The sequence below is a fragment of the Martelella lutilitoris genome (assembly GCF_005924265.1).
Taxonomy (GTDB): Bacteria; Pseudomonadota; Alphaproteobacteria; order Rhizobiales; family Rhizobiaceae; genus Martelella; species Martelella lutilitoris.
In genome coordinates this window covers 162415-189139 of sequence record NZ_VCLB01000008.1, presented here as the reverse complement: position 1 = coordinate 189139, position 26725 = coordinate 162415, and the positions used below count along the sequence as shown (strand labels likewise).

The 26725-nt window shown below is 62.4% G+C and carries 23 protein-coding genes; 6 read left to right on the top strand and 17 right to left on the bottom strand.

The genetic code is table 11. The features are described 5' to 3' along the window. The first annotated feature begins 221 nt into the window (after positions 1-221). Both secG and FF124_RS15490 read left to right on the top strand, forming a co-directional pair. Entirely contained in the window at positions 222-665 is a 444-nt protein-coding gene (secG, locus tag FF124_RS15495) for a preprotein translocase subunit SecG (protein WP_138749389.1), read from the top strand. Between the two features lie 190 nt (positions 666-855). Next, the gene (locus FF124_RS15490) at positions 856-2487 is read left to right on the top strand and encodes a CTP synthase (protein ID WP_138749388.1); all 1632 of its coding nucleotides are present in this window, start codon (positions 856-858) and stop codon (positions 2485-2487) included. Between the two features lie 44 nt (positions 2488-2531). Here FF124_RS15490 and FF124_RS15485 read toward each other — a convergent pair whose 3' ends face one another. The 6 genes from FF124_RS15485 to FF124_RS15460 form a co-directional block, all read right to left on the bottom strand. Beyond that, positions 2532-5045, bottom strand: coding sequence for a sensor domain-containing protein (locus FF124_RS15485; protein ID WP_138749387.1), 2514 nt, complete (start codon positions 5043-5045; stop codon positions 2532-2534). Between the two features lie 295 nt (positions 5046-5340). After that, a complete protein-coding gene (locus tag FF124_RS15480) occupies positions 5341-5892 on the bottom strand; it encodes an RBBP9/YdeN family alpha/beta hydrolase (protein ID WP_138749386.1) in 552 nt (183 codons plus the stop codon). A 77-nt stretch (positions 5893-5969) separates the two neighbouring features. Then, positions 5970-7277, bottom strand: coding sequence for an adenylosuccinate lyase (gene purB, locus FF124_RS15475; protein WP_138749385.1), 1308 nt, complete (start codon positions 7275-7277; stop codon positions 5970-5972). A gap of 207 nt (positions 7278-7484) precedes the next feature. Next, a complete protein-coding gene (locus FF124_RS15470) occupies positions 7485-8204 on the bottom strand; it encodes a DUF2259 domain-containing protein (RefSeq protein WP_246072475.1) in 720 nt (239 codons plus the stop codon). Between the two features lie 35 nt (positions 8205-8239). After that, positions 8240-8905, bottom strand: coding sequence for a ribulose-phosphate 3-epimerase (rpe, locus tag FF124_RS15465; RefSeq protein WP_246072473.1), 666 nt, complete (start codon positions 8903-8905; stop codon positions 8240-8242). Positions 8906-8978: 73 nt separating this feature from the next. Beyond that, on the bottom strand, positions 8979-10067 hold the full coding sequence (locus FF124_RS15460) for a branched-chain amino acid ABC transporter substrate-binding protein (RefSeq protein ID WP_138749383.1): 1089 nt from the start codon (positions 10065-10067) through the stop codon (positions 8979-8981). Between the two features lie 144 nt (positions 10068-10211). Between FF124_RS15460 and FF124_RS15455 the strand changes: the two genes are divergently transcribed. Continuing rightward, positions 10212-10703: a flavin reductase family protein gene (locus FF124_RS15455; RefSeq protein WP_138749382.1), complete on the top strand. Its 492-nt coding sequence runs from the start codon at positions 10212-10214 to the stop codon at positions 10701-10703. 340 nt (positions 10704-11043) lie between these two features. Here the strand turns inward: FF124_RS15455 and FF124_RS15450 are convergent, their stop codons facing one another. Beyond that, positions 11044-12483 (bottom strand): DEAD/DEAH box helicase, encoded by a 1440-nt coding sequence (locus tag FF124_RS15450; protein WP_138749381.1) that lies wholly within the window; start codon positions 12481-12483, stop codon positions 11044-11046. Between the two features lie 170 nt (positions 12484-12653). Further along, a complete protein-coding gene (locus FF124_RS15445; protein ID WP_138749380.1) occupies positions 12654-13124 on the bottom strand; it encodes a peroxiredoxin in 471 nt (156 codons plus the stop codon). 186 nt (positions 13125-13310) lie between these two features. Between FF124_RS15445 and FF124_RS15440 the strand changes: the two genes are divergently transcribed. Then, the gene (locus tag FF124_RS15440) at positions 13311-16733 is read left to right on the top strand and encodes a YhdP family protein (RefSeq protein ID WP_138749379.1); all 3423 of its coding nucleotides are present in this window, start codon (positions 13311-13313) and stop codon (positions 16731-16733) included. 54 nt (positions 16734-16787) lie between these two features. On the opposite strand, the gene FF124_RS15435 is transcribed toward FF124_RS15440, so the two are convergent. The 6 genes from FF124_RS15435 to FF124_RS15410 form a co-directional block, all read right to left on the bottom strand. Then, entirely contained in the window at positions 16788-17498 is a 711-nt protein-coding gene (locus tag FF124_RS15435) for a DJ-1/PfpI family protein (protein WP_138749378.1), read from the bottom strand. A 113-nt stretch (positions 17499-17611) separates the two neighbouring features. After that, a complete protein-coding gene (locus FF124_RS15430) occupies positions 17612-18073 on the bottom strand; it encodes a molybdenum cofactor biosynthesis protein MoaE (protein ID WP_138749377.1) in 462 nt (153 codons plus the stop codon). A gap of 4 nt (positions 18074-18077) precedes the next feature. Continuing rightward, positions 18078-18332, bottom strand: coding sequence for a molybdopterin converting factor subunit 1 (gene moaD, locus FF124_RS15425; RefSeq protein ID WP_138749376.1), 255 nt, complete (start codon positions 18330-18332; stop codon positions 18078-18080). Continuing rightward, positions 18329-18925, bottom strand: a complete 597-nt coding sequence (pgsA, locus tag FF124_RS15420; protein WP_138749375.1) for a CDP-diacylglycerol--glycerol-3-phosphate 3-phosphatidyltransferase — start codon at positions 18923-18925, stop codon at positions 18329-18331. The genes moaD and pgsA overlap by 4 nt, the downstream gene beginning before the upstream one ends. 139 nt (positions 18926-19064) lie before the next feature. Continuing rightward, on the bottom strand, positions 19065-21089 hold the full coding sequence (gene uvrC / locus FF124_RS15415) for an excinuclease ABC subunit UvrC (protein ID WP_138749374.1): 2025 nt from the start codon (positions 21087-21089) through the stop codon (positions 19065-19067). After that, a complete protein-coding gene (locus FF124_RS15410) occupies positions 21086-21856 on the bottom strand; it encodes an SDR family oxidoreductase (RefSeq protein ID WP_138749373.1) in 771 nt (256 codons plus the stop codon). Before FF124_RS15410 ends, uvrC begins: the two co-directional genes overlap by 4 nt. A gap of 338 nt (positions 21857-22194) precedes the next feature. On the opposite strand from FF124_RS15410, the gene FF124_RS15405 reads away from it, so the two are divergent. After that, positions 22195-22830, top strand: coding sequence for an outer membrane protein (locus FF124_RS15405; RefSeq protein ID WP_342777067.1), 636 nt, complete (start codon positions 22195-22197; stop codon positions 22828-22830). 79 nt (positions 22831-22909) lie between these two features. Here FF124_RS15405 and FF124_RS15400 read toward each other — a convergent pair whose 3' ends face one another. Then, positions 22910-23509, bottom strand: a complete 600-nt coding sequence (locus tag FF124_RS15400; RefSeq protein WP_138749371.1) for a glutathione S-transferase — start codon at positions 23507-23509, stop codon at positions 22910-22912. Positions 23510-23546: 37 nt separating this feature from the next. After that, the gene (locus FF124_RS15395; RefSeq protein WP_138749370.1) at positions 23547-24410 is read right to left on the bottom strand and encodes a 23S rRNA (adenine(2030)-N(6))-methyltransferase RlmJ; all 864 of its coding nucleotides are present in this window, start codon (positions 24408-24410) and stop codon (positions 23547-23549) included. A 102-nt stretch (positions 24411-24512) separates the two neighbouring features. Here FF124_RS15395 and FF124_RS15390 point away from each other — a divergent pair, with 102 nt between their 5' ends. Further along, on the top strand, positions 24513-25115 hold the full coding sequence (locus FF124_RS15390) for an NUDIX domain-containing protein (RefSeq protein ID WP_187326970.1): 603 nt from the start codon (positions 24513-24515) through the stop codon (positions 25113-25115). An 11-nt stretch (positions 25116-25126) separates the two neighbouring features. Here the strand turns inward: FF124_RS15390 and FF124_RS15385 are convergent, their stop codons facing one another. Continuing rightward, positions 25127-26722 (bottom strand): hypothetical protein, encoded by a 1596-nt coding sequence (locus tag FF124_RS15385; RefSeq protein ID WP_138749368.1) that lies wholly within the window; start codon positions 26720-26722, stop codon positions 25127-25129. Positions 26723-26725 lie beyond the last annotated feature (3 nt).

The window sequence follows — 26725 nt, the reverse complement described above, 5'->3', positions numbered from 1 at the left end:
CGGCTTCTCTCCCGGTGCCGGTGTCTTCTGACGGAATGCCAAGGCCCTTTCAGAACAAGCGGGCCGTCTGCCGTCTCACCCGCGGCAAACCGGCGGCTGCGGGTTTGGCGGACAGGCATTGAAAAAGGGGTTGGATTGACAGCGCGCCTCATGTAGAGAAGCGCCAGATATTCTTCGATTGCCCCGTTTGCACCTCGCGGGCGGGGCCGGATTGGACATTCATGCAGACGGTACTGATCGTAATTCACCTGATAATCGTCGTTGCGCTTGCCGGTGTGATCCTCATTCAGAGGTCTGAAGGCGGCGGGCTCGGCATCGGCGGCGGATCCGGCTTCATGACGGCGCGCGGAACGGCCAATGCGCTGACCCGCACGACCGCCATCCTCGCCACGTTGTTTTTCGTCACCTCGCTCGGTCTCGGCATCCTCGCCCGTTACCAGGGCAATCCGTCGGATATTCTCGACCGGATCGAACAGAACGCCGAGACCGATGGCCAGGGCATCCTGAACCAGCTTGGCGGCTCGATCACCACCGAGACCCCGGCGACCAATGACGCAGGCGTACCGACGGGCGCTGACAGCGCGGTTCCGGCCGACAGCCAGCAGCCTGCGGTTTCGACCCCGGCGGCGGATTCGAACGCGACGGGCGTTCCCACCGGCGACTGATCGCCGAAAATCGGAAAAACATATCCGGCGGGAGGCAACAGCCCGCCGGATTTTCTTTGGGCCCAACCGTGCGAAGCAGCAGGCGCTGCACGCACGGAAGGGCATTCTTGTGACAATGCACCGGTCGCCTGTGGTTTTTTACGGAAAGCCTCTGGCAGAATCGGCCAGGAAACGGTATCGGAATAAGCCCATGGCGCGATATATCTTCATCACCGGCGGCGTGGTTTCCTCACTTGGAAAAGGGATCGCCGCAGCAGCACTGGGTGCTTTGTTGCAGTCACGGGGTTACCGGGTCCGTCTGCGCAAGCTCGACCCTTATCTCAACGTCGATCCCGGCACGATGAGCCCGACCCAGCACGGCGAGGTCTTCGTCACCGATGACGGGGCGGAGACCGACCTCGATCTCGGCCATTACGAGCGTTTTACAGGGCGCTCGGCGACCAAGACCGACAACATCACCACCGGCCGCATCTACAAGAACATTCTCGACAAGGAACGGCGCGGCGACTATCTCGGCGCCACCGTCCAGGTCATTCCGCATGTGACCAACGAGATCAAGGAATTCGTTCTCGAGGGCAATGACGACTTCGATTTCGTGCTTTGCGAGATCGGCGGCACTGTCGGCGACATCGAGGCGATGCCGTTCATGGAGGCGATCCGCCAGCTCGGCAATGACCTGCCGCGCGGCAACGCCGTCTATGTCCACCTGACGCTGATGCCCTATATTCCGGCCGCCGGCGAGTTGAAGACCAAGCCGACGCAGCATTCGGTGAAGGAACTCCAGGCGCTCGGCATCCATCCCGATATTCTTCTGGTGCGCGCCGATCGCGAGATCCCGGAAGCCGAGCGGCGCAAGCTGTCTCTGTTCTGCAATGTCCGCTCCTCCGCCGTCATCCAGGCGCTCGACGTCTCCAACATCTATGACGTACCGCTCGCCTATCACCGCGAGGGGCTTGATGACGAGGTGCTGCACGCCTTCGGCATCGATCCCGCGCCCGTGCCGCGCATGGATGCGTGGAAGAATGTCTGCGAGCGCATCCGCACGCCGGAAGGCGAGGTGACGATCGCCGTTGTCGGCAAATATACCGGCCTCAAGGACGCCTACAAGTCGCTGATCGAAGCGCTCACCCACGGCGGCATCGCCAACCGGGTGAAGGTCAATCTGGAATGGATCGAGTCGGAGATTTTCGAGAAGGAAGACCCGTCGCCCTATCTGGAAAAGGTCCACGGCATTCTCGTGCCGGGCGGTTTCGGCGAGCGCGGCTCGGAGGGCAAGATCCGCGCGGCCCGTTTTGCCCGCACCCACAAGGTGCCCTATTTCGGCATCTGCTTCGGCATGCAGATGGCCGTTATCGAGGCGGCGCGCAATCTCGCCGGCATCAAGGACGCGTCGTCAACCGAGTTCGACCGCAATGCGAGTGAACCCGTCGTTGGCCTGATGACAGAGTGGGTGAAGGGCAATCAGCTGGAAAAGCGCAGCGACCGCGACGATCTCGGCGGCACGATGCGGCTCGGCGCCTACAAGGCGCATCTGGGCGCAGACACCAGGATCGCCGAGATCTACGGCACGACGGAGATTTCCGAGCGTCACCGCCATCGCTACGAGGTCAATTTCGGCTATCGCGAGAAGCTCGAGGCCTGCGGCCTGGTGTTTTCCGGCACCTCTCCGGACGGCGTTTTGCCGGAGACGATCGAATATGCCGATCATCCCTGGTTCATCGGCGTGCAGTATCACCCCGAGCTGAAGAGCCGACCGCTGGAGCCGCATCCGCTGTTCTCCAGCTTCATCGCCGCCGCTCTGGAGCAAAGCCGGCTCGTTTGAGATGAGGGTCGCTCTCGCGGCTTTCGCCTGAGGCTGTTGGCGTCTCAGGCGGAGGCTTCGGCCATCTTCCGGCGCAGAAGCGTTTCCATCGCGTCTGCCGGCATTGGCCGGGCGAGCCAGTATCCCTGCAGCGCATCGCAGCCGAGATCGGTCAGGATCCGGGCGTGCTGGCGCGTTTCAACGCCTTCGGCGATCACCCTGATATTCAGGGTTTTTCCAATATCGACGATCGACTTTACAATGGCCCGTTGCTCGTGCGAGCGGGTCAGCGGCAGAACCAGCTCCCGCGCAATCTTCAGGCCGTTCGGCGCGACCTTCAGAAGTCCGGTGATCGAGGTATAGCCGGTTCCGAAATCATCGACATCGATATTGATGCCGAGCCGGCGGATCTGTTTCAGATTATAGGCGCTGACATCGTCCTGCTGGTCAAGAAAGATCGATTCGAGCAGTTCGAAGGTGAGGGTCCCGGCCGGAAGCTCGGTGCGCTGCAATGCGGCCACGAGGGCAGGGTCGCTGAGGCGGTGCGGCGACAGGTTGAGAGAGAGCCGGGGCGGCGCAAGTCCGCTCTCCCGCCAGTGGCGGTGATCCTCGAGCGCCTGCGAGAGGATGCTGGCGTCAATCATGTTCATGATGTTCAGCGACTGGGCAAGCGGTATGAAGCTTGACGGCTCGCCGAGCGATCCATCTGTCTGGCGCCAGCGCGCCAGTGTCTCGATCCCCTGGATCTCGAAGGTTTTGGCGTCATATTGCGGCTGATAATAAGGCAAGAAGTCGTTCTGCTCGATCGCCTGCATCAACTGGTCGGCAGGTTTGCGGTCGGCCGTGTCGGTGACGCGGATGCTGGGCGTATAGAACGCGATCTGGCCGAGGCCCTTCGATTTGGCATGCTTGAGGGCGTGGTCGCTGTCTCTCAACATGGCGGCGGCAGCATCGGCGCCTTCTTCCTTCAGCGTCGCTATGCCGATGCTGGCAGAGAGCCGCACCCGGCCGTCATTGAGAGCGATCGGCTTGGCAAGTTCGAGCTGGATCCGCCTTGCGGTCTGCTCCAGCCTGTCGCTTCCGCCCTCATAGCTGATGATCATGGCGAACTCGTCCCCGCCCATGCGGGCGACGAAATCATTGTGCTTGGACATGTCGAGCAGGGTCTGCGCCGAGTGGCTGAGCACGCGGTCGCCGGCGCCGTGGCCATAGCTGCTGTTAATCCCTTTGAAGTCGTCGATATCGATCTGCAGAAGCCCGACCTTCAGGTCGGAAGCGGCGGCGATCTCCGCCCGGCGCTCCAACTCGTCCTCCAGGTACCGGCGGTTTGGCAGCGCGGTCAGATAATCGTGCAACGCGGCGTATTCGATATCCGATTTCGCCCGGTCGAGTTCGAAGTTGCGCGCTTCCGCGAGCTGCTTTGCGGTCACCAGGTCCTGCCTGAGGCGCACCTCCTCAGTCACGTCCCAATTGATGCCGACGATCGTCTCCTCGCCATCCTCCCCGATATGCAGCCGCAAGAGATGACGGATATGACGCATCGCCCCGTCATTCTCGCGATAGATACGGAACTCGGCCGAGATCGGTTCGCTGCCGGCGACAAGCTCGGCGGAGCGTGCGAGCGTGCGTTTCAGGTCTTCCGGATGAAGGAGATCGAACACGCGCTGGATATCGAAGCTCTCCGGCTGGTCGTCAAAACCATATATCTCGCAGATGCGGGCATCGGCACTGACGATACCCGTGGCCCTGTCATGTTCGAAAACCCCGATGCGTGAGGTGGTCAGCGCCATTTCCAGACGCTGGCGGGTATGGGCCAGCATGGCTTCCGCGTTCTTGCGGTCGGTCACGTCCTGGTCGGTTCCGATGATGCGTGAAGGCCGGTTGTCGGGAAAATACTCGACCGCATCGCCGCGGCATTCGATCCAGATCCAGTGGCCGTCGCAATGGCGCTCGCGATATTCGAAGTTCATGTAATGCAGGTCGCCGGCCTTCTGGCGCTCGATCGCGTGGGCGACGAAGTCCCGGTCGTCGGGGTGGACCAGCTGCAGCCATTGCTCGGTGCTGGCAAACGGGGTCGCGCCCGTCGAGGCGTAACCGCGCATGGCCCGCCAGGTCTGGGAGTAGAAGAATTCCTGCTTGCGATAGTCATGGTCCCAGACGCCGAGGCCGGAGCTGACGAGCGCGTAGTTCCAGCGCCGTGCGCGCTCGCTCTCCATCAGCTCGTGGCTTTTCTGGGTATGGATGTCGAGGAAGTAGAAAAGCGCACGTCGCCGTGCGCCTGCGTCGCTCTCGTTGATGATGCTCGCTGAAACCAGCATCCATCGCCAGGGGCCGTCCGGCTGCCTGCCAATGCGCATCTCGCATTTCTGCTCTCGCTCTGAAAGTCCGGAAGCCGGACCGACGAGATTGCGCAGAAGCGGCTGGTCGTCCTTGTGTATCCATTCCAGAATGCTTCGCCCTTGGGCTCCTGCGCCGGGCGTGAGCGCCTCGAAGTTCCGGTTGCTTGCAGTAATTGTGCGGCCATCGAGTTCCACGACCGCAACCGCCATCGGCGATTGCTCGATCGCAGCGAAGGCCAAATCGGCCTCGCCTGACAAAAATGAACTCCTCGTTTCCCTCGCCAAACGGTCATCCTTTCGGGGATAACGGGCATTCGATACGGTTTGTTCCGCTTTTCGAATGGATCGAGCCGCCACAACCCGGTCCGCGCTCCGTCATGTCAATACTGCCCGCCGGGCACGAGAATTTACGTGCTCCAGAGGTGTTAGTGTGATGAATGAAGGGAGAATGTCAATTCTATCCATTAGCTGAGGATGATATTAGGGTTAGCGCAAGGCTGCCTTGATCAGCGCCGCAGCGCTTTCAACCGCACCTTCAGCGCAGGCCGGAGACGAAACGGCCGAACATCAACGTGCCTTCCGGCCAGGGGCCGAAGCCGGCTTCGTCATTGATGTGTCCCGCCTCGCCGATGTCGTAGAAATCCGCGCCCCAGGCGCCAGCGATGTCGCGCGCGTGTTCGAAGCGGCCGAAGGGGTCGTTGCGGCTGGCGATCACGATCGTCGGGAAGGGCAGCGGGTCGCGCGGGTAGGGGCCGAAGGTCATCATGTGCCTGGGTCGCACCGAGGGATTGTCGACCTCCGGCGGCGCGACGAAGAAGGCGCCGGCAATACGGTTCCTGATTTCCGGAAGGGCCTGGACCGCGGTCGGAATGCCGAGCGAATGGGCGACGAGCACCACCGGCCGCTCGGCGCGATTGACCTCTTCGGCAAGCCGCGCCGTCCAGTCCGCCCGCTCCGGTTTCGACCAGGCTTCCTGTTCCACGCGCCGCGCAGTCGAGAGCTTGCGCTCCCAACGGCTCTGCCAGTGGTCGGGACCGGCATTCTTGTAGCCGGGGACAATCAGGATCTCGGTTTCGGAAATCTTCATGGCACTTCACATGATGCTTCTATTGGCCGCGCCCGGCAGGCACCGGACGCAGCGGATCGTTTTGCGGGCAGCGAGGCTCAGCTTTCGCCAAAGACGCGCTGAAAAATCGTGTCGGCATGTTTGGTGTGGTAGCCGAGGTCGAATTTCTCGCGGATCTGCTCTTCCGACAGGGCGTCGGTCACCTCCTTGTCGGCGAGCAGTTCCTCGAGGAAGTCCTTGCCTTCCTCCCACACCTTCATGGCGTTGCGCTGGACCAGACGATAGGCATCCTCGCGCGAGACGCCGGCCTGGGTGAGCGCCAGGAGAACGCGCTGCGAATGCACCAGACCGCGGAACTTGTTGAGATTGTCCATCATGTGGTCGGGATAGACCAGCAGCTTGTCGATGACGCCCGTCAGCCGCGCCAGGGCGAAGTCGAGGGTTACGGTGGCGTCCGGCCCGATCATCCGTTCGACGGAGGAATGCGAAATGTCGCGTTCATGCCAGAGGGCGACATTTTCCATGGCCGGCAGCGCGTAGCCGCGCACCATGCGGGCAAGGCCGGTGAGGTTTTCGGTCAGCACCGGATTGCGTTTGTGCGGCATGGCGGACGAGCCCTTCTGGCCGGGCGAGAAATACTCCTCCGCTTCCAGCACTTCCGTACGCTGCAGGTGACGGATTTCGGTCGCAAGCCGCTCGACCGAAGAGGCGATGACGCCGAGCGTGGCGAAGAACATTGCATGCCTGTCGCGCGGAATGACCTGGGTGGAGACCGGTTCGGCCTTAAGCCCCATGGCTTCCGCGACGTGTTCTTCCACGCGCGGGTCGATATTGGCGAAGGTGCCGACGGCGCCGGAAATGGCGCAGGTGGCGATTTCCGCGCGGGCGGCGACAAGGCGCGCCCGGCAGCGGTCGAATTCGGCATAGGCCTGGGCAAGCTTGATGCCGAAGGTGGTCGGCTCGGCGTGGATGCCGTGCGAGCGGCCGATGGTGACCGTGTCCTTGTGCTCGAAGGCGCGGCGCTTCAGCGCGGCGAGTAGGCCGTCGAGGTCTGCGAGCAGCAGGTCGCTCGCCCGCGTCAACTGAACGTTGAAACAGGTATCGAGCACATCCGAGGAGGTCATGCCCTGATGAACGAAGCGGGCATCGGGGCCGACGATTTCGGCCAGATGGGTGAGGAAGGCGATGACGTCATGCTTGGTCACGGCCTCGATCTCGTCGATGCGCGCCACGTCGAAGGTCGCGGCATTGCCCTTTTCCCAGATCGTCTCGGCGGCGCTTTTCGGGATGACACCGATCTCTGCCAGCGCGGTGCAGGCATGGGCCTCGATCTCGAACCAGATGCGGAACTTGGTTTCCGGCGACCAGATGTCTGTCATTTGCGGGCGGGAATAGCGCGGTATCATCGGGGCTGGGATCCTTCTTAACATCGGGCCGGCCTGGATTTTCAGGCCTGACACGCTTTTGAGCGGTTCAGCTTTTCACGGCAATGCTGAACCGCCCTGTCTTTTTGTCTTGCCGCATTTTCGCGGACCTCAGATGTGTCCACCTGACTGCGAAATGCTCTAGAGCATTTTTTCCGCAAAGGAAACGGCGCGCGCCCATAAACAGCGTCAGGGCCTGAAGGGGACGGCGATCCAGCGGCCGTCCGGTCCCTCGAAGCCCTGCGAGAGCACGGTGATCAGCGCGACATGGACGGCGTTCGCTCCGCCGCCGCCATAGGTCATCACCCCGCCGAGCCGGTAATCCGTCGGGCAATTGCGGCTTGTGGGAATGCGGCTGTCCTCGTGGATCGTGCGGGTCTCTCCTTCAGGATCGGTATAGGCAAGGCGAAAGCCCCGCGCATCCGGCGTGACCGCCGCGCAGGCCGAGATCGGATCAAGCGCGAAGGTTTCCAGCGAGAGCGTTCCGACCGGCGAAAGGTTCGGATGCGAACGATAGCGGATCGTCTGGCTGTCGCCCGCGACCTCTTCGGTGACGGGATTGAAGGCCGCAAGCCAGCCGGGATGGGCCAGCAGGTTATAGTCCTGGATCAGCGGCAGCGCCTCGCCGACGGCAAGGCCGCGCGCGGAGCTGATGGTCGCGTTCTCGTCCTCCTGCCGCACGCGGAAAGGGGTCTCGTCGAGAAAGGCGTCGCGTTCGGTATCGATGAAGAAGATGTTGGAATAGGGGAAGCCGGAGCCGTCTTCCACGCCGAACTCCTCGAAGGCGAAGACGCTGCCATCATCGGAAAAACCGAGCGGCGTGAAGGTCGCGAAATCGCCGGCTTCGGCCATCGGTGCCGAAAGCCCGATTGCGGCGGCCAGAATGGCGAGCGGCATGAAACGCGGCATGTCTTCCTCCTCTCTTCTTGCTCCTGGTTCTCGCGTTATTCCTCTCCGGCGCGCAGAGCCTCGATCGGGGGGCGGTAGCTGCCGTTTTCCGCCTTGCCGAAGATCGCGGAACCCGCCACGAGCGCATTGGCGCCCGCCTTGGTCACGGCGCCGACCGTGTCCGGCGCAATGCCGCCGTCGACCTCCAGATCGATCGGCCGGTCGCCGATCAGCGCATTGGCCTGCTCGATCTTCCTGAGGGTCGCGGGGATGAATTTCTGGCCACCGAAGCCCGGATTGACGGTCATGATCAGGATCAGGTCGAGATCGTCGATCACATGTTCGATCGTCGACACCGGCGTTGCCGGATTGAGCGCGACGCCCGCCTTCTTGCCGAGGTTGCGGATGGTCTGCAGCGAGCGGTGCAGGTGCGGGCCGGCCTCCTGGTGAACGGTGATGATGTCGCATCCGGCCTTGGCGAAGGCTTCGATATAGGGGTCGGCCGGCGCAATCATCAGATGGCAGTCGAAGATCGCGTCTGTGTGGGGGCGCAGCGCCTTCACCACTGGCGGGCCGAAGGTGATGTTCGGCACGAAATGACCGTCCATGATGTCGAGGTGGACCCAGTCGGCGCCATCGTCGACGACGGCCTTGACCTCCGGGCCGAGATTGGAGAAGTCAGCCGACAGGATGGACGGCGCGATGCGGAGCGGACGTTTCACTTGCTTATTCCTCAATTCTGGCCCGAGGGCCATTTCCTCAAGTCTTGCCGGTTCTCAGGCATTGCCGGCCGCCTTACTCCCGCGCGCTGTCGAAGACGGGAACGAAATCGCCGTTCTGCCAGCGCAGCAGAAAGAACGGGTTGTCGGCCAGCTCGTGCTGCTTTGTGAAGCGGACAGGGCCGAGGGCTGTATCGAACGTGTCGTTCAGAAGCGCCTGGTCAATCCCGATGCCATCGGCACGCGCGGCGGCAAGCGCCCGGCTCGCCACCTGGACGGCGGCCGCGCCCGGCACGACATAACCTTCCGGCACGATATCGGCGGCGATGGCCGCATCGGCGATCTCGGCGGCCGGCGGCAACGCGCCATAGTCAGGTAGCGCGATCGCCAGCGTGCCGCTTTCAAGCGGTGGGCTGGTTTCCGCCGCGCGCAGGCCGTCATCGCCAAGCAGCGTCAGCGCAACGCCCTGTTCGCGCGCGTCCCGCCCGATAATGGCGACATCGCCGCGCGTGCCGCCGACGAGAACCCGCGTGGCGCCCGCCTGGGCAAGGCGGCGCACAAGCGCCAATTGCTGCTGCTGGGCGGGGCGGAACGTGTCGGTGAAGACCGGTTCGAGCCCGCGCGCCTCGATCGCGTTGCGCACGCCGTTGACGAGTTCGCGGTAGTAGATCGTGCCGTCGTCGACAAGCGCCACCGGTTTGTCGACCCACTCGGTCATGATCAGTTCGACGATCGCGTCCACCTGGTCCTGCCGGTTCGGCGCCAGCCGGAAGAGCGGCCAGCCATTGGCGAGAGCGTCGGCCATCAGCGGCAGGGAGCGGATGGAAACGGTGATGGCGGGAATGCCGGCTCTGGCGAGATCGGGCAGGGCGGCGCGCAGGGTCTCGCTGCAGAAAAAGCCGATGGCAATCTCGACGCCCGCATCCTCGAGCGTCTCGGCAAGCGCTGCGCCGTTGGCCTCTTCGCAGCTTTCGTCGACGACCGTCAGATCGTAGCCGAGATTGCGCGCTGCAAGCTCTGCGCCGTCCAGCATCTGGGCGCCGAGCACGGCATAGTCACCGTCGAGCGGGGCCACGACGCCGATGCCGGCCTGCTGGGCGTTTGCGGGCGCGGCGGCACTGACGGTCAGCGCGGCAAGGGCAAGGAGGGCCTTAAAAAATCTCATGATGACAGGTCTGGTTCTCACTCCGGCGCGTTAACAAGACTCATACCCCTTGCCAGAGTGAGGGGCAACGCCGTAAGTACCCGGACCAGGAGATGAAGGGACGGTTTTTGTCTATTTCACCAGATCATCGGTATCGTTTTCACCATGCATGACGAAACACCTCTAACCCGTGCCTATCGCGATGCGATGGCGCGTTTCGCCGGCCATGTCCAGGTTGTGACCACGGCGCATGACGGCGCGCTGCGGGGCGTTACGGCGACTGCCTGCTGCTCGGTTTCCGACGCGCCGCCCACCGTCCTTGCCTGCGTCAACCGGCTGAACGCGAAGAACATGGTCTTTCTCGAAAGCGGAAATTTCGCGGTCAACACGCTCGGCGCGCGCCACAAGCCGCTGGCCGATGCCTTTTCCGGGCTTGGCGGTCTGTCCCCGGAAGAGCGCTTTGCCAAGGGGGATTGGGATATGGGCGGTTCCGGAGCGCCGGTGCTGAAGGATGCGCTTGCCAGTTTCGACTGCCGCCTGATCGAGGCGAAGGAGATGTCGACCCACTGGATTCTGATCGGCGAGGTGGTCAGGACCGACTGCGGCACGGACGACGAGGCGCTGATGTATTACCGCCGTGCATACCGGACCCTGTGACTGTCACGAATTTGTCTAAAAAATAGGCTTGACCAAAAAACAAGCTTGATTTAAGTATATTTGCATACTGCAAGTTTGTTATAAGACTTTTATGAGTTCCTTTTGAATGAAGGTGAATTCACTCAAAGCCTATTCAATTCTTATCAAACGAACCATTTGACAGCACAATTAGAGCCGCGCTTCACTCCCAGGAAGTGCGGCTCTTTCTCGTTGGCGATATGCGACTTTTTTGCTGCGTCGAGTGCGTGACCGCATTTTCTGACTTGTAGAATGATCGCGGCCCTTCCGCAGGCACCCGCTTGTCCGGAAGTGGCATCCGGGGCTGATCGCCCCGGTTCCGTCAGTTTTTCGCGCCGATCAGCATGAAGGCGGGAATGTCATCGCCGAAGCCCACGGGTGTCGGTTCATCGTCGCGGTCGCGGCGGCGCGAGCGCTTGCGATCATCATTGGCGGGCCTGCTGCCGGCGGACTTGCCGTTTGCGGCGTTGGCCGGCTTTGCGGCGCGGTAGTCCTGCTGGGGTGCAGCCTTGGACTCGGATTTGGGCTCAGCCTTCGGCTCGCTCTTGCTTTCCGCTGCGGGGGCCTGCTTCCTGGCGCTCCTGCGCGCGCGCGGCGCTGGCTTTTCGTCGGCCTCGTCGGCGGCGTGAGCGGAGGGCGGGCCGTCTTCCCAGTCAATCTTCCGGTCGATCAGTTTCTCGATCGCGTCAACGAACTTCGCGTCCTTGGCCGTGGCGATGGTAAAGGCCTTGCCCTTGCGCCCGGCGCGCCCGGTCCGGCCGATGCGATGAACATAGTCTTCCGCATGGATCGGAACATCGTAGTTGAACACATGGCTGACATCGGGGATGTCGAGACCGCGGGCAGCGACGTCGGAAGCCACTAGTAACGGCAGCTTGCCATCGCGGAAATTCTGCAGGATCGTCGTGCGCGAATGCTGGTCCATGTCGCCGTGCAGCGCGCCGCAGGCATATTCATGGCGCTGCAGCGAGCGCAACAGGTCGGCGACCGATTTCTTGCGGTTGCAGAAGATGATCGCGTTCTTCAGGTCGTCCTGCCGATCGATGATTGCGCGCAGCGTCTCACGCTTTTCGTAGTCCTTCGCCTTCGAGGCGACGAGCTTCTGCTCGACGGTCGCGGCGGTGGAGGAGGGCGGCGCGACTTCGACGCGGGCCGGGTTCTGCAGGAACCGGTCGGCCAGCTTCTGGATTTCCGGCGGCATGGTGGCGGAGAAGAACAGGGTCTGGCGCGTGAACGGGATGAGCTTGGCGATCCGCTCGATATCGGGGATGAAGCCCATGTCGAGCATGCGGTCGGCCTCGTCGATGACGAAGATCTCGACGCCGGTCATCAGAAGCTTGCCGCGCTCGGTATGGTCGAGGAGGCGTCCGGGCGTGGCGATCAGAACGTCGGCGCCGCGTTCGATCTTGCGGTCCTGCTCGTCAAAGGAGACGCCGCCGATCAGGAGCGCGACGTTGAGCTTGTGATTCTTGCCGTATTTTTCGAAATTCTCGGCGACCTGGGCCGCGAGTTCGCGGGTCGGCTCGAGAATCAGCGTGCGCGGCATGCGGGCGCGGGCCCGGCCGCGCTCGAGCAGCGTCAGCATCGGCAGCACGAAAGAGGCGGTCTTGCCGGTGCCGGTCTGGGCAATGCCGCAGACGTCGCGGCGGGTCAGCGCGTGCGGGATTGCGCCCGACTGAATGGGCGTCGGTTCGCTGTAACCGGCCTCGGTTACGGCGGAAAGTACTTTGGGGCTGAGCCCAAGATCTGAGAATGAGGTCAAAGGGAAACGTGTTCCGTGTTGTCGTTGACAAATAGACGGATCCTTGGCCGCCTTCGCGTTTACGAAGGCGGGATAGTCTCAAACCGCGCAAGAGTCAAGAAAAGCCCGGAAGCATGGGGGCTTGCGGGCTCTTTTCGCGTCGTTTTCCGGGCCGTGGCCGAGAAGAAAGTTCAGCCTTCGCCCCTGACTTCGGCGAGAACGGCCTCGGCATGGCCGTCGACCTTGACCTTGCGCCAGATCTTTTCGATGACCCCGTCCGGCCCGATCAGGAAGGTGGAGCGCTCGATGCCCATGAACTTGCGGCCATACATGCTCTTCTCCTTCCACACGCCGTAGGCCTCGGCGACGCTGTGGTCCTCGTCGGCGCCGAGCAGCACGGCAAGATCATGTTTCTTCTCGAAACGGGCGTGGCTCTGCAGCGTATCGGGCGAGACGCCGATGACGATTGCGCCCGCCTCTTCGAACGCGCCGGCAAGGGCGGTAAAGGCGATGGCCTCCACAGTGCAACCCTTGGTGTCATCCTTGGGGTAGAAATAAAGCACCAGCGATTTGCCCTTCGCATCGGCGAGCGAAAAATCGCGTCCCTCGGCAACGGGCAAAGAAAAATCAGGGGCTTTTTCGCCCTCTTTCACGTCGCTCATCGGCAAACACTCCTCGTTCATATCATGTTCAAGTCGAATTCAGGATATATGGCTTTGGGCAAACTCCGTTCGCGCTGATTGTCTGCTTGCCAGCTATGCGCGTCGTCATGATTATCGTAACCGTGTCCCAGGGGATTCGCGCCAGCTTTTTCCCTGATCACGACTATAGTATTCGTCGGGGCAGATTTGAAAGACAGGAACGACAAGGAGACCTACATTCGCGGAGAGCGCACGCGCTTCAGCCGTCGCGAGCGCGTGGCGTTTCATCGTTTCCCCTCGGCGCAGACGCATGATCCGAATATCGTCCACACGCGCCCGCATCACAGGTTTTCGCATGCCTGCGCCCGGCTGTTCCTGTTCTTCGTCCTCGGCTTCGCCATCATCTTCGCGGCCATCTTCTATATCATCGAAAGCGGCTCGCTCGACCGGTTCCTCGCGGAAAAGGCCAATGAGCAGATCCGCACCGCCATGCCGGAAGGGTATCACGCGCGGATCAATGCGGCGGCTTTGAGGGTCGGCTCCGGCCTTTCGCTCAGGCTGAATGTCAGCGGCGTGAACCTGATCGGGCCCGGTGAGAAGCAGATCGCCTCGATCGGCGTTCTGAGCTTTGCCATTGATCCTATGAGCCTTGCGCGCGGACAGATCTCGGTCAATTCGGTGCAGGCCGACAATATCGACGTCGATTCCTCCGCTCTGCCTTCGACAGGAACCTTCCGGCTGACCGACCATCGCATCGACAGCCTTCCGATCCTTGTGGAGCAGATCTTCACCCAGACCGATTTTGCCCGCGGGATCCTGAGCGCCGCGGACACACAGACGATCCAGCTCAGCGATATCCAGTTTCCCGTCGGCAGCGCCTCGCCCGGCAGGACCGTTTCCGTCGATATCCGCGAGGTCAATCTGAACCTTCTGCCTGACGGCGTTCTGCGGGTCGACGGCGCGGTTTCGCTCGATGACACGACGACCGGCTTCACGCTCGAGGCGATCGCCGAGCGTGGCCGCACGAAAAGCCTCCAGGCCGAGCTCAGCAACATCAAGCTGACGCCGTTCCTGTTGCAGGAAAACAATGCAGGCGAGGCGATGATGGGGGTCGAGGGCACCGCCGACATGGCGATCGCGCTGACACGGGCCGCGCCCGGCGGGCTGCCCGCAGTCATGGCCGAGTTCGATGTGGCCAAGGGGCGCTTTGTTGCCGATTCCATTGCGCGCGCCTTTTCAGATGCGCGGCTCAATCTCACCTATGATACGACGAAACAATCGCTGGAACTGACGGATTCCTCGATCGAGTTCGACGGCAGCCGCTTCCCCTTCACCGCCGGCATCATGGATATCGACAACTTCCGGCCCGACGCGGCGCAGACGGGCTACGCGCTTGACGTTCTGGTGCGCGGCGGGCGGTTCAAATCGCGCGAGCCCGGGCTGCCGGCGCTGATCTTCGATGCCAAGTTCACAGGCGAATACCAGACGGACAATCCGCGCCTGCTTCTCGACAATATCGCCGTCAGCTCGCCGCAGGGCATCATGGCCGCCTCGTTCAAGGCCGTCTTCGGCAACGCGACCAGCCCCGAGCTTTCCTTCGGGGCCCGGATCGAGCGCATGGACACCGAGGCCGTCAAGCAGCTCTGGCCGTTCTGGATCGCGCGCAAGCCGCGCGAATGGGTCAGCCAGAACCTGCATGGCGGAGTCGTCACCGATGGCGATATCGCCGTCTATCTGCCGCCGGGGCGGATCGAGGGGCAGGGCGTTCCCGTCAATCTCGACGAAACCGAGCTGAAGATCGCCTTTGATATCGACGATACAAGGATCACGCTCAACGAACAGTTCCCCGACGTGAACCGCAGCGATGCGCGGGTGGAGATCAACGGCGGCAGCGTCGACGTCGAGATAGAGGAGGGGACGCTCAATATCGCCAAGGGCAGGACCATCCGCCTTGCCGAAGGCACATTCGCCATCGCCGACAGCTATGCCAAGCCGCTGACCGGCGAGGTCGACGTGATGCTCGCCGGCCGTATCCCCGATCTCGTCGAGCTTGCCGCCGCACCGCCGATCAATGCGCTGAAGGGGCTGGACTTCACGCCGGACGATTTCACCGGCGACGCCCAGGTGAACGTCAGGGCCCGCTTTCCGCTGGACGAGCCGGGGCCGCTGCCGCCGAACTGGAGCGTTGCGGCCGATATCAGCGAGGGAAAACTGGCGAAACCGGTGAGCGGCTATACGGTCGCCGACCTTGCGGGTCTTCTGGAGATTGTCCCCGACCGGCTCGCCTTCGAGGGAAGCGGCAGCGCCAACGGCGTGCCGCTGGATATCGAATGGGCCGAGCCGCTCGGACCGAATTCGAAGGCGGAATCCGTGCTCTGGCTTGCGGCAGACCTCGATGATGCCCAGCGCGAGAAACTGGCGCCCGGTCTCGGCAGCTATGTCGACGGGCCGATCTCGATGGCGGTTGTGAATGAACCGGAAGGTAGCAGGGTGACGCTTGATCTGAGAAAGACGGTGCTCTCCCTGCCGTGGTTGGGCTGGCAGAAGCCAAGCGGCACGCCGGCGACGCTCTCCTTCCGGGTGGACACCGAAAGCAAGGAGGGGCTGACGGTTCTCGAAGACCTGGAACTCTCCGGCAGCGGACTTGCCGCGAGCGGCAGCGTGACGCTCGACAAGGACGGCCTGCTCTCGACAACGCTCGCCCATGTGGCCCTGACCAAGGGCGACGATGTCAACATCGCCATTCAGCGCGAGCAGAACGGCCTCGATGTCGTCGTGACGGGCCGAAGCTTCATGGCGAGCCCGATTCTCGATCATCTCAGTTCGCCGGAGGATGATAGCGGTTCGACCGGTGACAGCGGCAACGCCCGCATCCATTTCGATCTTGCGCGGGTCACCGGCGAGGGCGGCCGGCAGCTTTCGTCCGTCGCCGGCGACCTTCTGGTCAGAAAGGGCGACATAGCCTCCGGTTCGCTTTCGGCGACCACGGCCACGGGCCAACCGGTGACGCTGAAGCTTGGCAGAGACGGCGCCGACAAAACCGTTTCGCTGGCAACGTCCGGAACCGGCGCGTTGCTGCGCTTCCTCGGCGTCTATCAGAAAATGTCCGGCGGCACGCTCGATCTCAACCTTGTCGAGACCGGGTCGGGATGGCGCGGCATGCTCGACCTGGCTGAATTCCGCCTGATCAACGACCAGCAGCTGAAGCAGCTTCTGTCCTCGCCGACGGCTGCCAACGGCAAGAGCCTGAACGCGGCCTATCGCAACCAGATCAACGAGTCCGAACAGCGGTTCCAGCGCGCCCAGGCGGTGATCGATATCTCCGACGGCGTGCTGCAGGTCTCCGATGCCTTCGTGCGCGGCGACCAGGTGGGCGCGACCTTCAAGGGCGTGGTGCGCGATGCCGCCGGCAATATCGACATGACCGGCACCTTCATGCCCGCCTACGGACTGAACCGGATTTTCGCGGAAATCCCGATCTTCGGTCCGCTTCTCGGCAATGGCAACGACAAGGGCCTGTTCGGCATCACCTTCAAGCTGACGGGCAAGACGGCGGACCCCGACCTGGTGGTCAACCCGCTGTCCGCCATCGCGCCCGGCGTCTTCCGCAAGATTTTTGAATTTCAGTAGCGATGGCTCTTCCGGAAGATGAAGGGGCGGCGCAGGCCGGCCCTCGTTTCGGGTTCAGCCGCTCTTCTTGCTGTTCAGCCGCTCGGCGGCGCGCTCGCTGGCGGAGCGGCGGCTGGAGAGGAACATGTGAAGGCGGGCGCGCACGCTGTCGAGGATTTCCGGCGGGGCGGTCTTCGGCGTGCCGCAGCGGTAGGGCGGTTCGGGGTCGTATTCCATCTGCAGCTGGATCTGCTGGGCGGTGGTTTTGTCCATCAGGTTTTCCACCACGCGCAGGGCAAAATCGATGCCCGAGGTGACGCCGGCGCCGGTGATCCGGTTGCGGTCGATGACGACGCGCTCCTCCACCGGTATCGCGCCGAACAGCGAAAGCTGGTCGATCGACGACCAGTGCGAGGTGGCGCGGTAGCCCTTCAGAAGCCCGGCCGCCCCCAACACCAGCGAGCCGGTGCACACCGAAGTCACCAGCTTGCAGCCGGGCGCGATCCGGCGCAGAAAGTTCAGCGTCTCGTCGTCGTCCATCAGGGCGATCTGGCCGGGCCCGCCCGGAACGCAGATGATGTCGAGCTTCTGGCACTGCCCGAAGGTGGTGTTCGGCAGGATGCGCATGCCTCGGTCGACGATCACGGGGTCGAGGTTCTTCCACAGGAACTTGATCTCGGTGCCGGGCATCCGGTTCAGGACATCGGCAGGCCCGAACAGATCAAGCTGCGTCAACCCCGGATACATGATGAAGCCAACGGTAAGCGAATCGGAACTGGAAGGCATGGTGTCCTCGTTCAGGGGTGAAGCCGCAAAGCCAAATCGATTAGAATCTCAAACAAGAATAGGCCGTCTGCGTCTTTCGACAAGCGCTATCTTAGGGCCGGCTCATGTCTCTTTTATTGCCAGTGGTCGCGAGCGGAGAGATCGCGCTCGCGCGCCTCGACCCAGCCATTGTCGCCGCCGCCCTTCAGATGCTCCTTCTTCCAGAAGGGAGCGTCCGTCTTCAGGAAGTCCATGACGAAGGTTGCGCCGTCGAAGGCGGCCTGCCTGTGCGTGGCGGCGGCAATCACCAGTACGATGTTCTCGCCGGGTTTGATCCGACCGTGGCGGTGGATCGCTGTGAGGCCAAGCAGCCCGAAGCGATCGATGGCGGTTTCGGCGATGCGGGTGATCTCGCTCTCGGCCATGCCGGGATAATGTTCTAGTTCAAGGGCTTCCAACCGCCCGTTCTCGTCGCGGCAAAGCCCGGTGAAGCTGACGAGCGCGCCGATATCCGCGCGCCCCCTGCCAAGCGCTGCCTGTTCGGCGGCGATGTCGAAATCGTCTGCCTGGATACGAATATCGAGGGTAACGGGCATGGCCTCAGCCCCCGGTCATCGGCGGGAAAAGGGCGATCTCGCGGGCGCCTTCAAGCGGTGCGTCATGTTCCGCATGCACGCGGTCGAGCGCCACGCGGATGACCTCCGGTTCCTGCAACGCGAGTTCATAGCCCTCGCCGCGGCCCTGGAGAAAGCTCAGCAGGCCGCCGACGTCGGTGACGTCTTCAGGCAGGTCAATGTCTTCCTCGGCCAGGCCGATCCGTTCGCGCACCCAGGCGAAATAGATAAGTTTCGTCATTTCTCGGCCTCCACCACGTGTTTCAGCCCAGCCCGGAAATAATCATAACCGGTATACATCGTCAAAATGGCCGCGACCCACAAAAGCACGATCCCGGATTGTGTCGTGTAGGGGAAGACCTTGTCGCCGGCAGGGCCGGCCAGCAGCAGGCCGATGGCGATCATCTGGAAGGTCGTTTTCCATTTGGCGATCCGCGTTACCGGCACGGAAACCTTCAGCCCGGCGAGATATTCCCTGAGGCCGGAGACCAGCACCTCGCGACACAGGATGATGATCGCGGCCCAGAGCGACCAGCCGGCAATCGTCCGCTCGACATCGGCGGCGAGCAGAAGCAGGCAGGTGGAGACCAGAAGCTTGTCGGCGATCGGGTCCAGCATGCGCCCGATATTGGATTGCTGGTTCCAGGCCCGCGCCAGATAGCCGTCGAAGAAATCGGTGATCGAGGCGATCAGAAAGATCGTCAGCGCCGCCCAGCGGGCCGGATCCGAACTGGAAAGCTTACCCTCAAGGAAGAAGCACAGGACGATCAGGGGCACCGCAAGAATGCGGCCATAGGTCAGGAGGTTGGGGATATTATACGCTTTTGATGCCATGGCTTCATTCCGTGTGCTCGCACTGCCGGCCGGGCAGTCCGCTCTATGTAGGCGCAAATTGCTTCCATTGCAGGGGCAAGGTCAATGCCGGCGCGGATTAATCGCGCCTTCTGTCGCATTTGCCGGCCCATGCGGGCTTTTATTTGGCGCCGCCGTCGTGGAAGTGGTCGTAGATCTGCTGGGCCATTGCCTCCGATATGCCCTCGACGGCGCTCAGATCCGTCAGGCCGGCGCGCGAGACGGCCTTGGCCGAGCCGAAATGCTGGAGCAGCGCCCGCTTGCGCGACGGGCCGATGCCGGCGATCTCGTCGAGCGGGTTCTTCACCATCTCCTTCTTGCGTCGGGCGCGGTGCGAGCCAATGGCGAAACGGTGCGCCTCGTCGCGCAGGCGCTGGATGAAATAGAGCACCGGATCGCGCGGCGGCAGCGAGAAATCGGGCTTGCCCTCCATGAAGAAGCGCTCGCGACCGGCCTCGCGGTCCGCGCCCTTGGCGACGCCGATGGCCGTCACCGCATCCTTGATGCCCAGCTCTTCCAGAATGGCGCGCACCGCCGACATCTGCCCCTGGCCGCCATCGATGAGGATGACATCCGGCCAGGCGGGGAAGGGGGCGTCGTCATCGGCCTCGACCGGCTGGCTGCGGTCGGGGATGCCGTGTTCCTTGACGAGGCGTGAGAAACGGCGGGTCATCACCTCGCGCATCATGCCGAAATCGTCGCCCGGCGTGATCTCGGTCGATTTGATGTTGAACTTGCGGTACTGCGCCTTCACGAAGCCTTCCGGCCCGGCGACGATCATGCCGCCGACGGCATTGGTGCCCATGATATGGGAGTTGTCGTAGACCTCGATGCGGCGCGGCGCGGAGGACAGCCCGAAGGTCTCGGCAAAGCCCTGCAGCAGGCGCGATTGCGTTGCCGTCTCGGAGAGCTTGCGGCCATGCGCCTCGCGCGCATTGGCGAGAACATGGCCGACCGCCTCGCGCTTTTCGCCCCGCTTAGGGACCGCGATGGTCACCTTGCGCCCGGCGCGTTCGGAAAGCGCCAATTCGAGCAAAGCCCGTTCCTCGATCTCCTCCGACAGGAAGACGTCGCGCGGGATCGGCTTGTCATCGTAGAACTGCGCCAGGAAGGCGTTGAGGATTTCGGCGGAGGACAGCGAGGGATCGGTCTTGGGAAAATAGGCGCGATTGCCCCAGTTCTGGCCGGTCCGGTAGAAGAACACCTGGATGCAGCAGAGCCCGCCTTCGTTATGAATGGCGAAGACATCGGCCTCCTCGATGCCCGCCGGATTGACGCCCTGGTGGCCGAGCACATGGGAAAGCGCCGACAGCCGGTCGCGATAGATCGCCGCGCGCTCGAAATCGAGCTCCTCGGAGGCCTGGTTCATGGCGTCCGCGAGTTCGGCATGGACCTGCTTGCTCTTGCCCGAAAGAAAAGCCTTCGCCTCGTTCACCAACGCGGCATAGTCCTCGGTGGAGATCTCGCCGGTGCACGGACCGGCGCAGCGCTTGATCTGGTAGAGCAGGCAGGGCCGCGTGCGGCTTTCATAGACGCTGTCGGTGCAGGAGCGGATCAGGAAGGCCCGCTGCATGGCGTTGATCGTGCGTCCGACCGCGCCGGCGGAGGCAAACGGCCCGAAATAGTCGCCCTTTCGCGCGCGCGCGCCGCGATGCTTGAACAGCGCCGGCGCCTCGTGGTCGCCGGTGATCAGGATATAGGGAAAGGACTTGTCGTCGCGCAGCAGAACGTTGAAGCGCGGCCGCAGGCGCTTGATCAGGTTTGCCTCCAGCAGCAGCGCCTCGGTCTCCGTCCGCGTGGTGACGAATTCCATATGCGCCGTCTGGGTGATCATCCGGGTGATGCGGTTGGAATGTCCGCGCCCCTGGGCGTAATTGGTCACGCGCTTTTTCAGCGAGCGCGCCTTGCCGACATAGAGCACATCGCCATTGGCGTTGAACATGCGGTAGACGCCGGGGCTGTTGGGCAGATGCTTGACGAATTCGCCGATCAGGGCAGCGCCCTTCAGCGCATGCTTTTCGGTCGCGGCGTCGTTCCAGACGATTTCGCCGGCCTCGACCGCGGCGCTTGTCTCCGCTACCTCCGGCAGGTCGCCGTCGTCTTCGTCATAAAGGATGCCGCCGTCGGACGGCGTCTGTCGTGTCATTCGTTGATACCCGTTACGTCCGGTGTTTCCCAGGCCAGGTGCTGCCCGCCATCAAGCGCGATCATCTGTCCCGTGATTGAAGGCGTTTCAAAGAGATAGCGAATCGTTGACCCGAATTCGCCAAGCTCCGGTCCTCTCCTTAAGATAAGAGCCGCGACCTGGCTTTCAAAATCCGCATCGCTCTGACGGCTGTTTTTCAGCGTCGGCCCCGGTCCGATGGCGTTGACGCGGATGCGCGGCGCGAGCGCCTGCGCCAGCGTCTGCGTTGCCGCCCACATGGCGCTCTTGGAAAGCCCGTAGGTGAAGAAGTTCGGTACCGGCGACCAGACCCGCTGGTCGATCATGTTGACGATCAGTCCGTTCCCGTCCTCCGGCAATTGCCGGGCAAAACGCTCGGCCAGAATAAGCGGCGCCTTCACATGGATGGCGAAATGCTGATCGAACTGCGCCTCGTCGAAGTGACCGGCGCTGTCGGCGCGAAACAGGGAGGCATTGTTGACGAGCAGGCCGACCGGCCCCATCGCCGCATTGACTGCGCCGAAAAGCCCGCCGGTCGCTTCGGTATCCAGGAGATCGGCGCCGAAGGCTTCGGCCGCGACACCCGTCCGGCGCAATGATTCCGCCAGTTCACGGGCCTCGGAAAGGGAGGTATGGGCATGGATTGCCACATTGAAGCCGCAATTGGCCAGGTCCTCGACGATCGCGCGGCCAAGTCTTTTCGCGCCGCCGGTCACGAGCGCGGTCTTTGTCGGTGTCGTCTGCTGCATCGTGATGTTCCCTCGCTTCGGCCGCAAGCTTATATCGTCTGACAGGAAAAAGCGCCAAATGGAAGTTGACGGTTCTGTTGCGCCTTGGCGATGTTTTTGACGATAGGTCTATAGTTTAAATTTCTGCAAATTTGGATAAATATAATATTAATCATTATATACATACCAAATCAGAATGTAAATAGATCATTAACCAAGGAAATTACAAGGTATTTTAGAGTATTGAAAAGGTGTGCTCCCGGTTCTATTTCATCTTTTAAGCGCATACGGCGCGGTGATCGTCCTTTCCCGGGCGTCCGGCAGCCGGTATCGACTGAAGGAGAGACAAGATGCGGAACATGAACAAGACACTTGCTGCCGCAACCGCGGTACTGATGGGCGCCGGCGCGGCTCAGGCTGCCGATGCCATCGTTTCCCAGCCTTATGAGCCGAGCCCGGCGACCTATGCGGCTCCGGCGCCGATTTCCAACTGGAGCGGCTTCTACCTCGGCGGCGCCGCCAACTGGGACTGGGGCACATTCGATGAGGGCGACTTCAAGGCAGACGGCTGGGGCGGCACGCTGTTCGGCGGCTACAACATGCAGTCCGGCAATATCGTTTACGGTGTGGAAGGCGATCTCGCCACCTCCAACCAGAGCGAGAACATCAATCCCGGCCTGAAGATGGAGCAGGGCTTCAACGGCTCGTTGCGTGGTCGCGTCGGCTATGCCATGGATCCCGTCCTGCTTTACGGCACGGCCGGTCTCGCCGGTTCCAAGCTGGTTGCCAAGCAGGCCGGCGACAAGGATACGCAGATGGGCTGGGGCTGGACCGTCGGCGCCGGTGTCGAAGCCATGGTCACCGAGAATATCTCGGCCCGCGTCGAATATCGTTACACCGACTACGGCAAGCAGGACTTCAAGCTCAACGGCAACACCTATGAGCGCGGTTTCCAGGAAAACACCGTCAAGGTCGGCCTCGGCGTCCACTTCTGATCGCCGGACCGCTGCAGGAACATGGAAAACCCGCCATCACGGCGGGTTTTCGCGTTTCTGCCCTGTATGGGCGAACGTCTCAGACGTGCGGCTTCAGGGTCCGGTAGGCCGGGAAAGCCTCCTCAAAGGCCGAGGGCCAACGGGTAAGCCGGACGCGGTGTTCTTCCCATTCCCCCGGAAACCGGAGCATCAGATAGCCGAGCAAGCCGCCAAGGGCGAAATGGCCGGCATTCAGCTTCTTCTTGAAGATAGGCGGGTTTTCGTCGAGATAATCGAGGCCGCGACGGATCTTGTCCCATTGCCGGTCGACCCAGGGCTGGTGCCAGGTTTCGGGCGTGCGATAGCGCTTCTCATAGACAACCAGCACCACCGCGTCGCAGATCCCGTCGCAAAGCGCTTCCATGCGCTCGACCGCTGCCCGCTTTTCCGGCTTGCGCGGGTAGAGGCGCTTTTCCTCCGCCATGCTGTCGAGAAAATGCATGATGGTCCGGCTGTCATAAAGTGTCTCGCCATCGTCGGTGATCAGCGTCGGGATCTTGCCGAGCGGATTGGCGGCGAGCAGCGCCTCGGCCGGTGCGACCGTATCGACCGGCTCGAGATTAATGTCGATATCGAGATAATGGGCGGCCATGACCACTTTGGCGGAAAAGGGCGAGGCAGGCGCATAAAGCAGTTTCATCGGTCACTCCCTCCGAGAAAAACCGGTTTGGTTCAAGTCAACTTTCGCCGTCGCTCTCCCCGGCGATCCAAAACGAGCGTTGGCTGGCGAAACGGTCCTGTGCAAGACGCTCCTTCAGAAAGGGGAGCAAGATGTTGAGCTCCGCCTTCAGCGTGAAGGGCGGATTTACGATGACGAGGCCCGAGCCGGTGAGCCCTTCGGTCTCGCGATCGCTTCTGACCGTAAGCTCGGCGCACAGGATCTTCGGGATGCCGAGGCCTTGGAGCGCCGCGTGAAAGGCTGCGACCGGCGCGCCCTTCTTGATCGGGTACCAGAGGCAGTAGATGCCGGTGGCAAAGCGACGGTGGGCCTTGGCAAGACCGTCGACAAGACGCTCGAACTCGCCTTCCTTCTCGAAGGGCGGATCGACCAGGACGAGGCCACGCCGTTCCTTCGGCGGCAGATGGCCGGCAAGCGCAAGCCAGCCGTCGAGCATTGTCGCGCGGACCTGATGGTCGCCGGCAAAGCGCGCCTGAAGCGTGGCGAAATCGGTCTCGTGCAGTTCCATCAGCGACAGCCGGTCCTGCTTGCGCATCAGCATGCGCGCAAGCTTTGGCGAACCGGGATAGGCGGTAATCTGCGGGGCGGCATTCAGCGCCCGCACGGCGTCCAGATAAGGAGCAAGGAGCGCTGCCGCGTCATTCGGTATCTCGGTTGCCAGAAGCCGGCCGATGCCTGTCTGCCACTCGCCGGTCTTCTGCGCTTCCGCGCTCGAAAGATCGTACTGCCCGGTGCCGGCATGGGTGTCGAGAATGCGGAAGGCGGCGTCCTTCTTTTGCAGATAGGTGATCAGCCGCGCAAACACCGCATGTTTGAGCACATCCGCGAAATTTCCGGCGTGGTAGATGTGGCGATAGTTCATTGCGGCTCCGCATTGTGTTTGCCGGAGAAGTTATTATGAGTCTCGATCATGTTTTACAACTGGCCGGCTCGAAACCGACCGGGATATTTCAAGGAATATTTCATGATGAACGATCAGCGCGACCGCATCTCCAATCTCGCAAAGACCACGCTTCACGACGGCTGGAGCCGGCTGGTCGACTATTCCTTCGATTATCGGTTCAGCGACGGCACGGTGATCGGGCGGTCCTGGGAAGTCTGCGAACGGCCGGCGGCGTCTTCGGTGCTGGTGTTCGATCGGACCGCCGGAAAGTTCGTGCTCGTCCGCCAGTTCCGCGTACCGGTTTATGCCATGGGCGAGGGGGACGGCTTTTTTGTCGAGGCGGCGGCCGGGCTGATCGACGAGGGCGAAACGCCGGAAGAGGCCGCCATCCGCGAGGCGCGCGAGGAGACCGGCTATCATGTCGAAAATCTGCTGCCGCTGCGCTCCATCATCTCCGCTCCCGGCCTGATGACCGAAAAGGTGCACTGCTATGCCGCAATCGTCGACGAGACGATGCGCGTCGGCGCCGGCGGCGGACTTGACGAGGAGCACGAGGATATCGAGCTTGTCTTCCTTTCCTTCGACGAGGCGATGGCCATGATCGAGAGCGGCGCGCTGTCCGATGCCAAGACGGTGGTGATGCTGCAATGGGCCGCCCTGAACCGCCATGTGTTCGGTCTGTAAGGTTTGGAAAACTACGGGGCCTCGAAATCGATGCGGTAGCGCGGCACCTGAAGCGTGTCGAAGCCGATCGCGACCAGTTTTCCATGTTCCTGCAAGAGCGCGTCGAGAAAGGCTGTGTCTTGGCCTTCGAGGACCGCCGCGTCCGGGCTGACGGGCGTTGCCGAAATCCGCTCCATGATGGCATCGCGGCGACCCCAATTGCCCATGGTCTGCGTGGTCGTGTCGAGCCAGAGGCGCAAGCGGACCAGAAGATCGACCGTATCGCGAACGACCGGCGCGCGGGGATAGTAGATTGCCAGTGGCGTGGCGGTGAAATCGTCGGTCGGCGCCTCGGCATAGAAGCGGACGGATACGAGATCATCCGCGTTGCTCAGCTTTGACATCGCATGCTCGTCCAATCTCTCGGCCGCAAGATTGCCGAGAGGCCGGATCGTTTCCGCCGGGCTTCCCCAGAGGAGCGCCTGCCGGGTCGCCGACAGTTCTCCCGCATAATCGAGCATGCCGGCGGCTTCGCTGGTGCCGTCCAGATCGGCATGCGCGGCGTCCGGATAGAGCGAGAAAGCGCCTTCATCGGGCAGGTAAAAGAGCGCGAAGCGTGTCGTGATGAAGCGCTCGAGCAGGTCCTGCACCGCCTCCCTTTCCGCCGGAGTCGCGTTCTTCCAGACATATTTCGTCAGGAAGCGAAAGCCGCGATCCTGATCGATGATCCAGCGGTGGAGCCGGTCGGGAGCCTCAGGCATCGGCCTTGAGAGGCCGGCGATCACCGATGCGAAGATGCGGTCGGCATAGCGAAGCGGCATGCCGGGGCGAAGATTGTCGCCATCGGAATCAACGAACATCTTGATGATCTTGCCGCTGTCGCCGATATCGCCGCCCTCCAGCATCTCGCCGGTTCTTCGGTCCCTCGGACCCCACAGGCCAGTCTCGGGGTTCTGTTCGTCATAGAACCACCGGTAGTAGGACTGCTTCCAGTCTTCCGGGAACCCGTAAATTCCGAGCCGTTCATCCTGTTCGATCAGCTCCTGCAACTCGACGGCGCTGACAAAGGCCGGTTTGATCATGGTGCCGATCCAGCCGACCTGCGAGGCGTCGTCCAGCATGGCCGTCAGTTCTTCCGACGTGTCGATCCTGTTAAGAAAGGAGAGCGGGTAATCGAGCGCGAAGGGCTCGCCTGCCTTGACGCTCAGGGCTTCGATCAGATTGATCATGTTGGCCGTCACCCCGATATTGGTGACCACCGGATCGTCATCATTGGGGTAGAAGGCGCCGGTGTCCGGGTTCTGCAGGCCCTTGAAGAAGGCGAGTTCTTCCTGTGCATCGGAGAATTCGGGAATCCTGACCAGCCCTTCGCGCGTCGTCATCTGCTCGTGGATTTGGTTGAGGCGGGAAATGCCCTTCAGATATTGCCCGTGGTCGAGATAATAGGAAACGCTCAGCAGTTCGAACTCGAAGGGCGAGAGGTAGTAGCCTTCCTCCTTCAGCGCCGCATTGGCGGCAAAAATCTGCCTGACCCGGTTCGCCTCGAAGGCAACGAACGCCGTAGCGGCCAGAACGACCGCAACGCCGGCCAGGCCCAGCGCGAAGATCAGCGTCCTTCTTCTCGACATCCC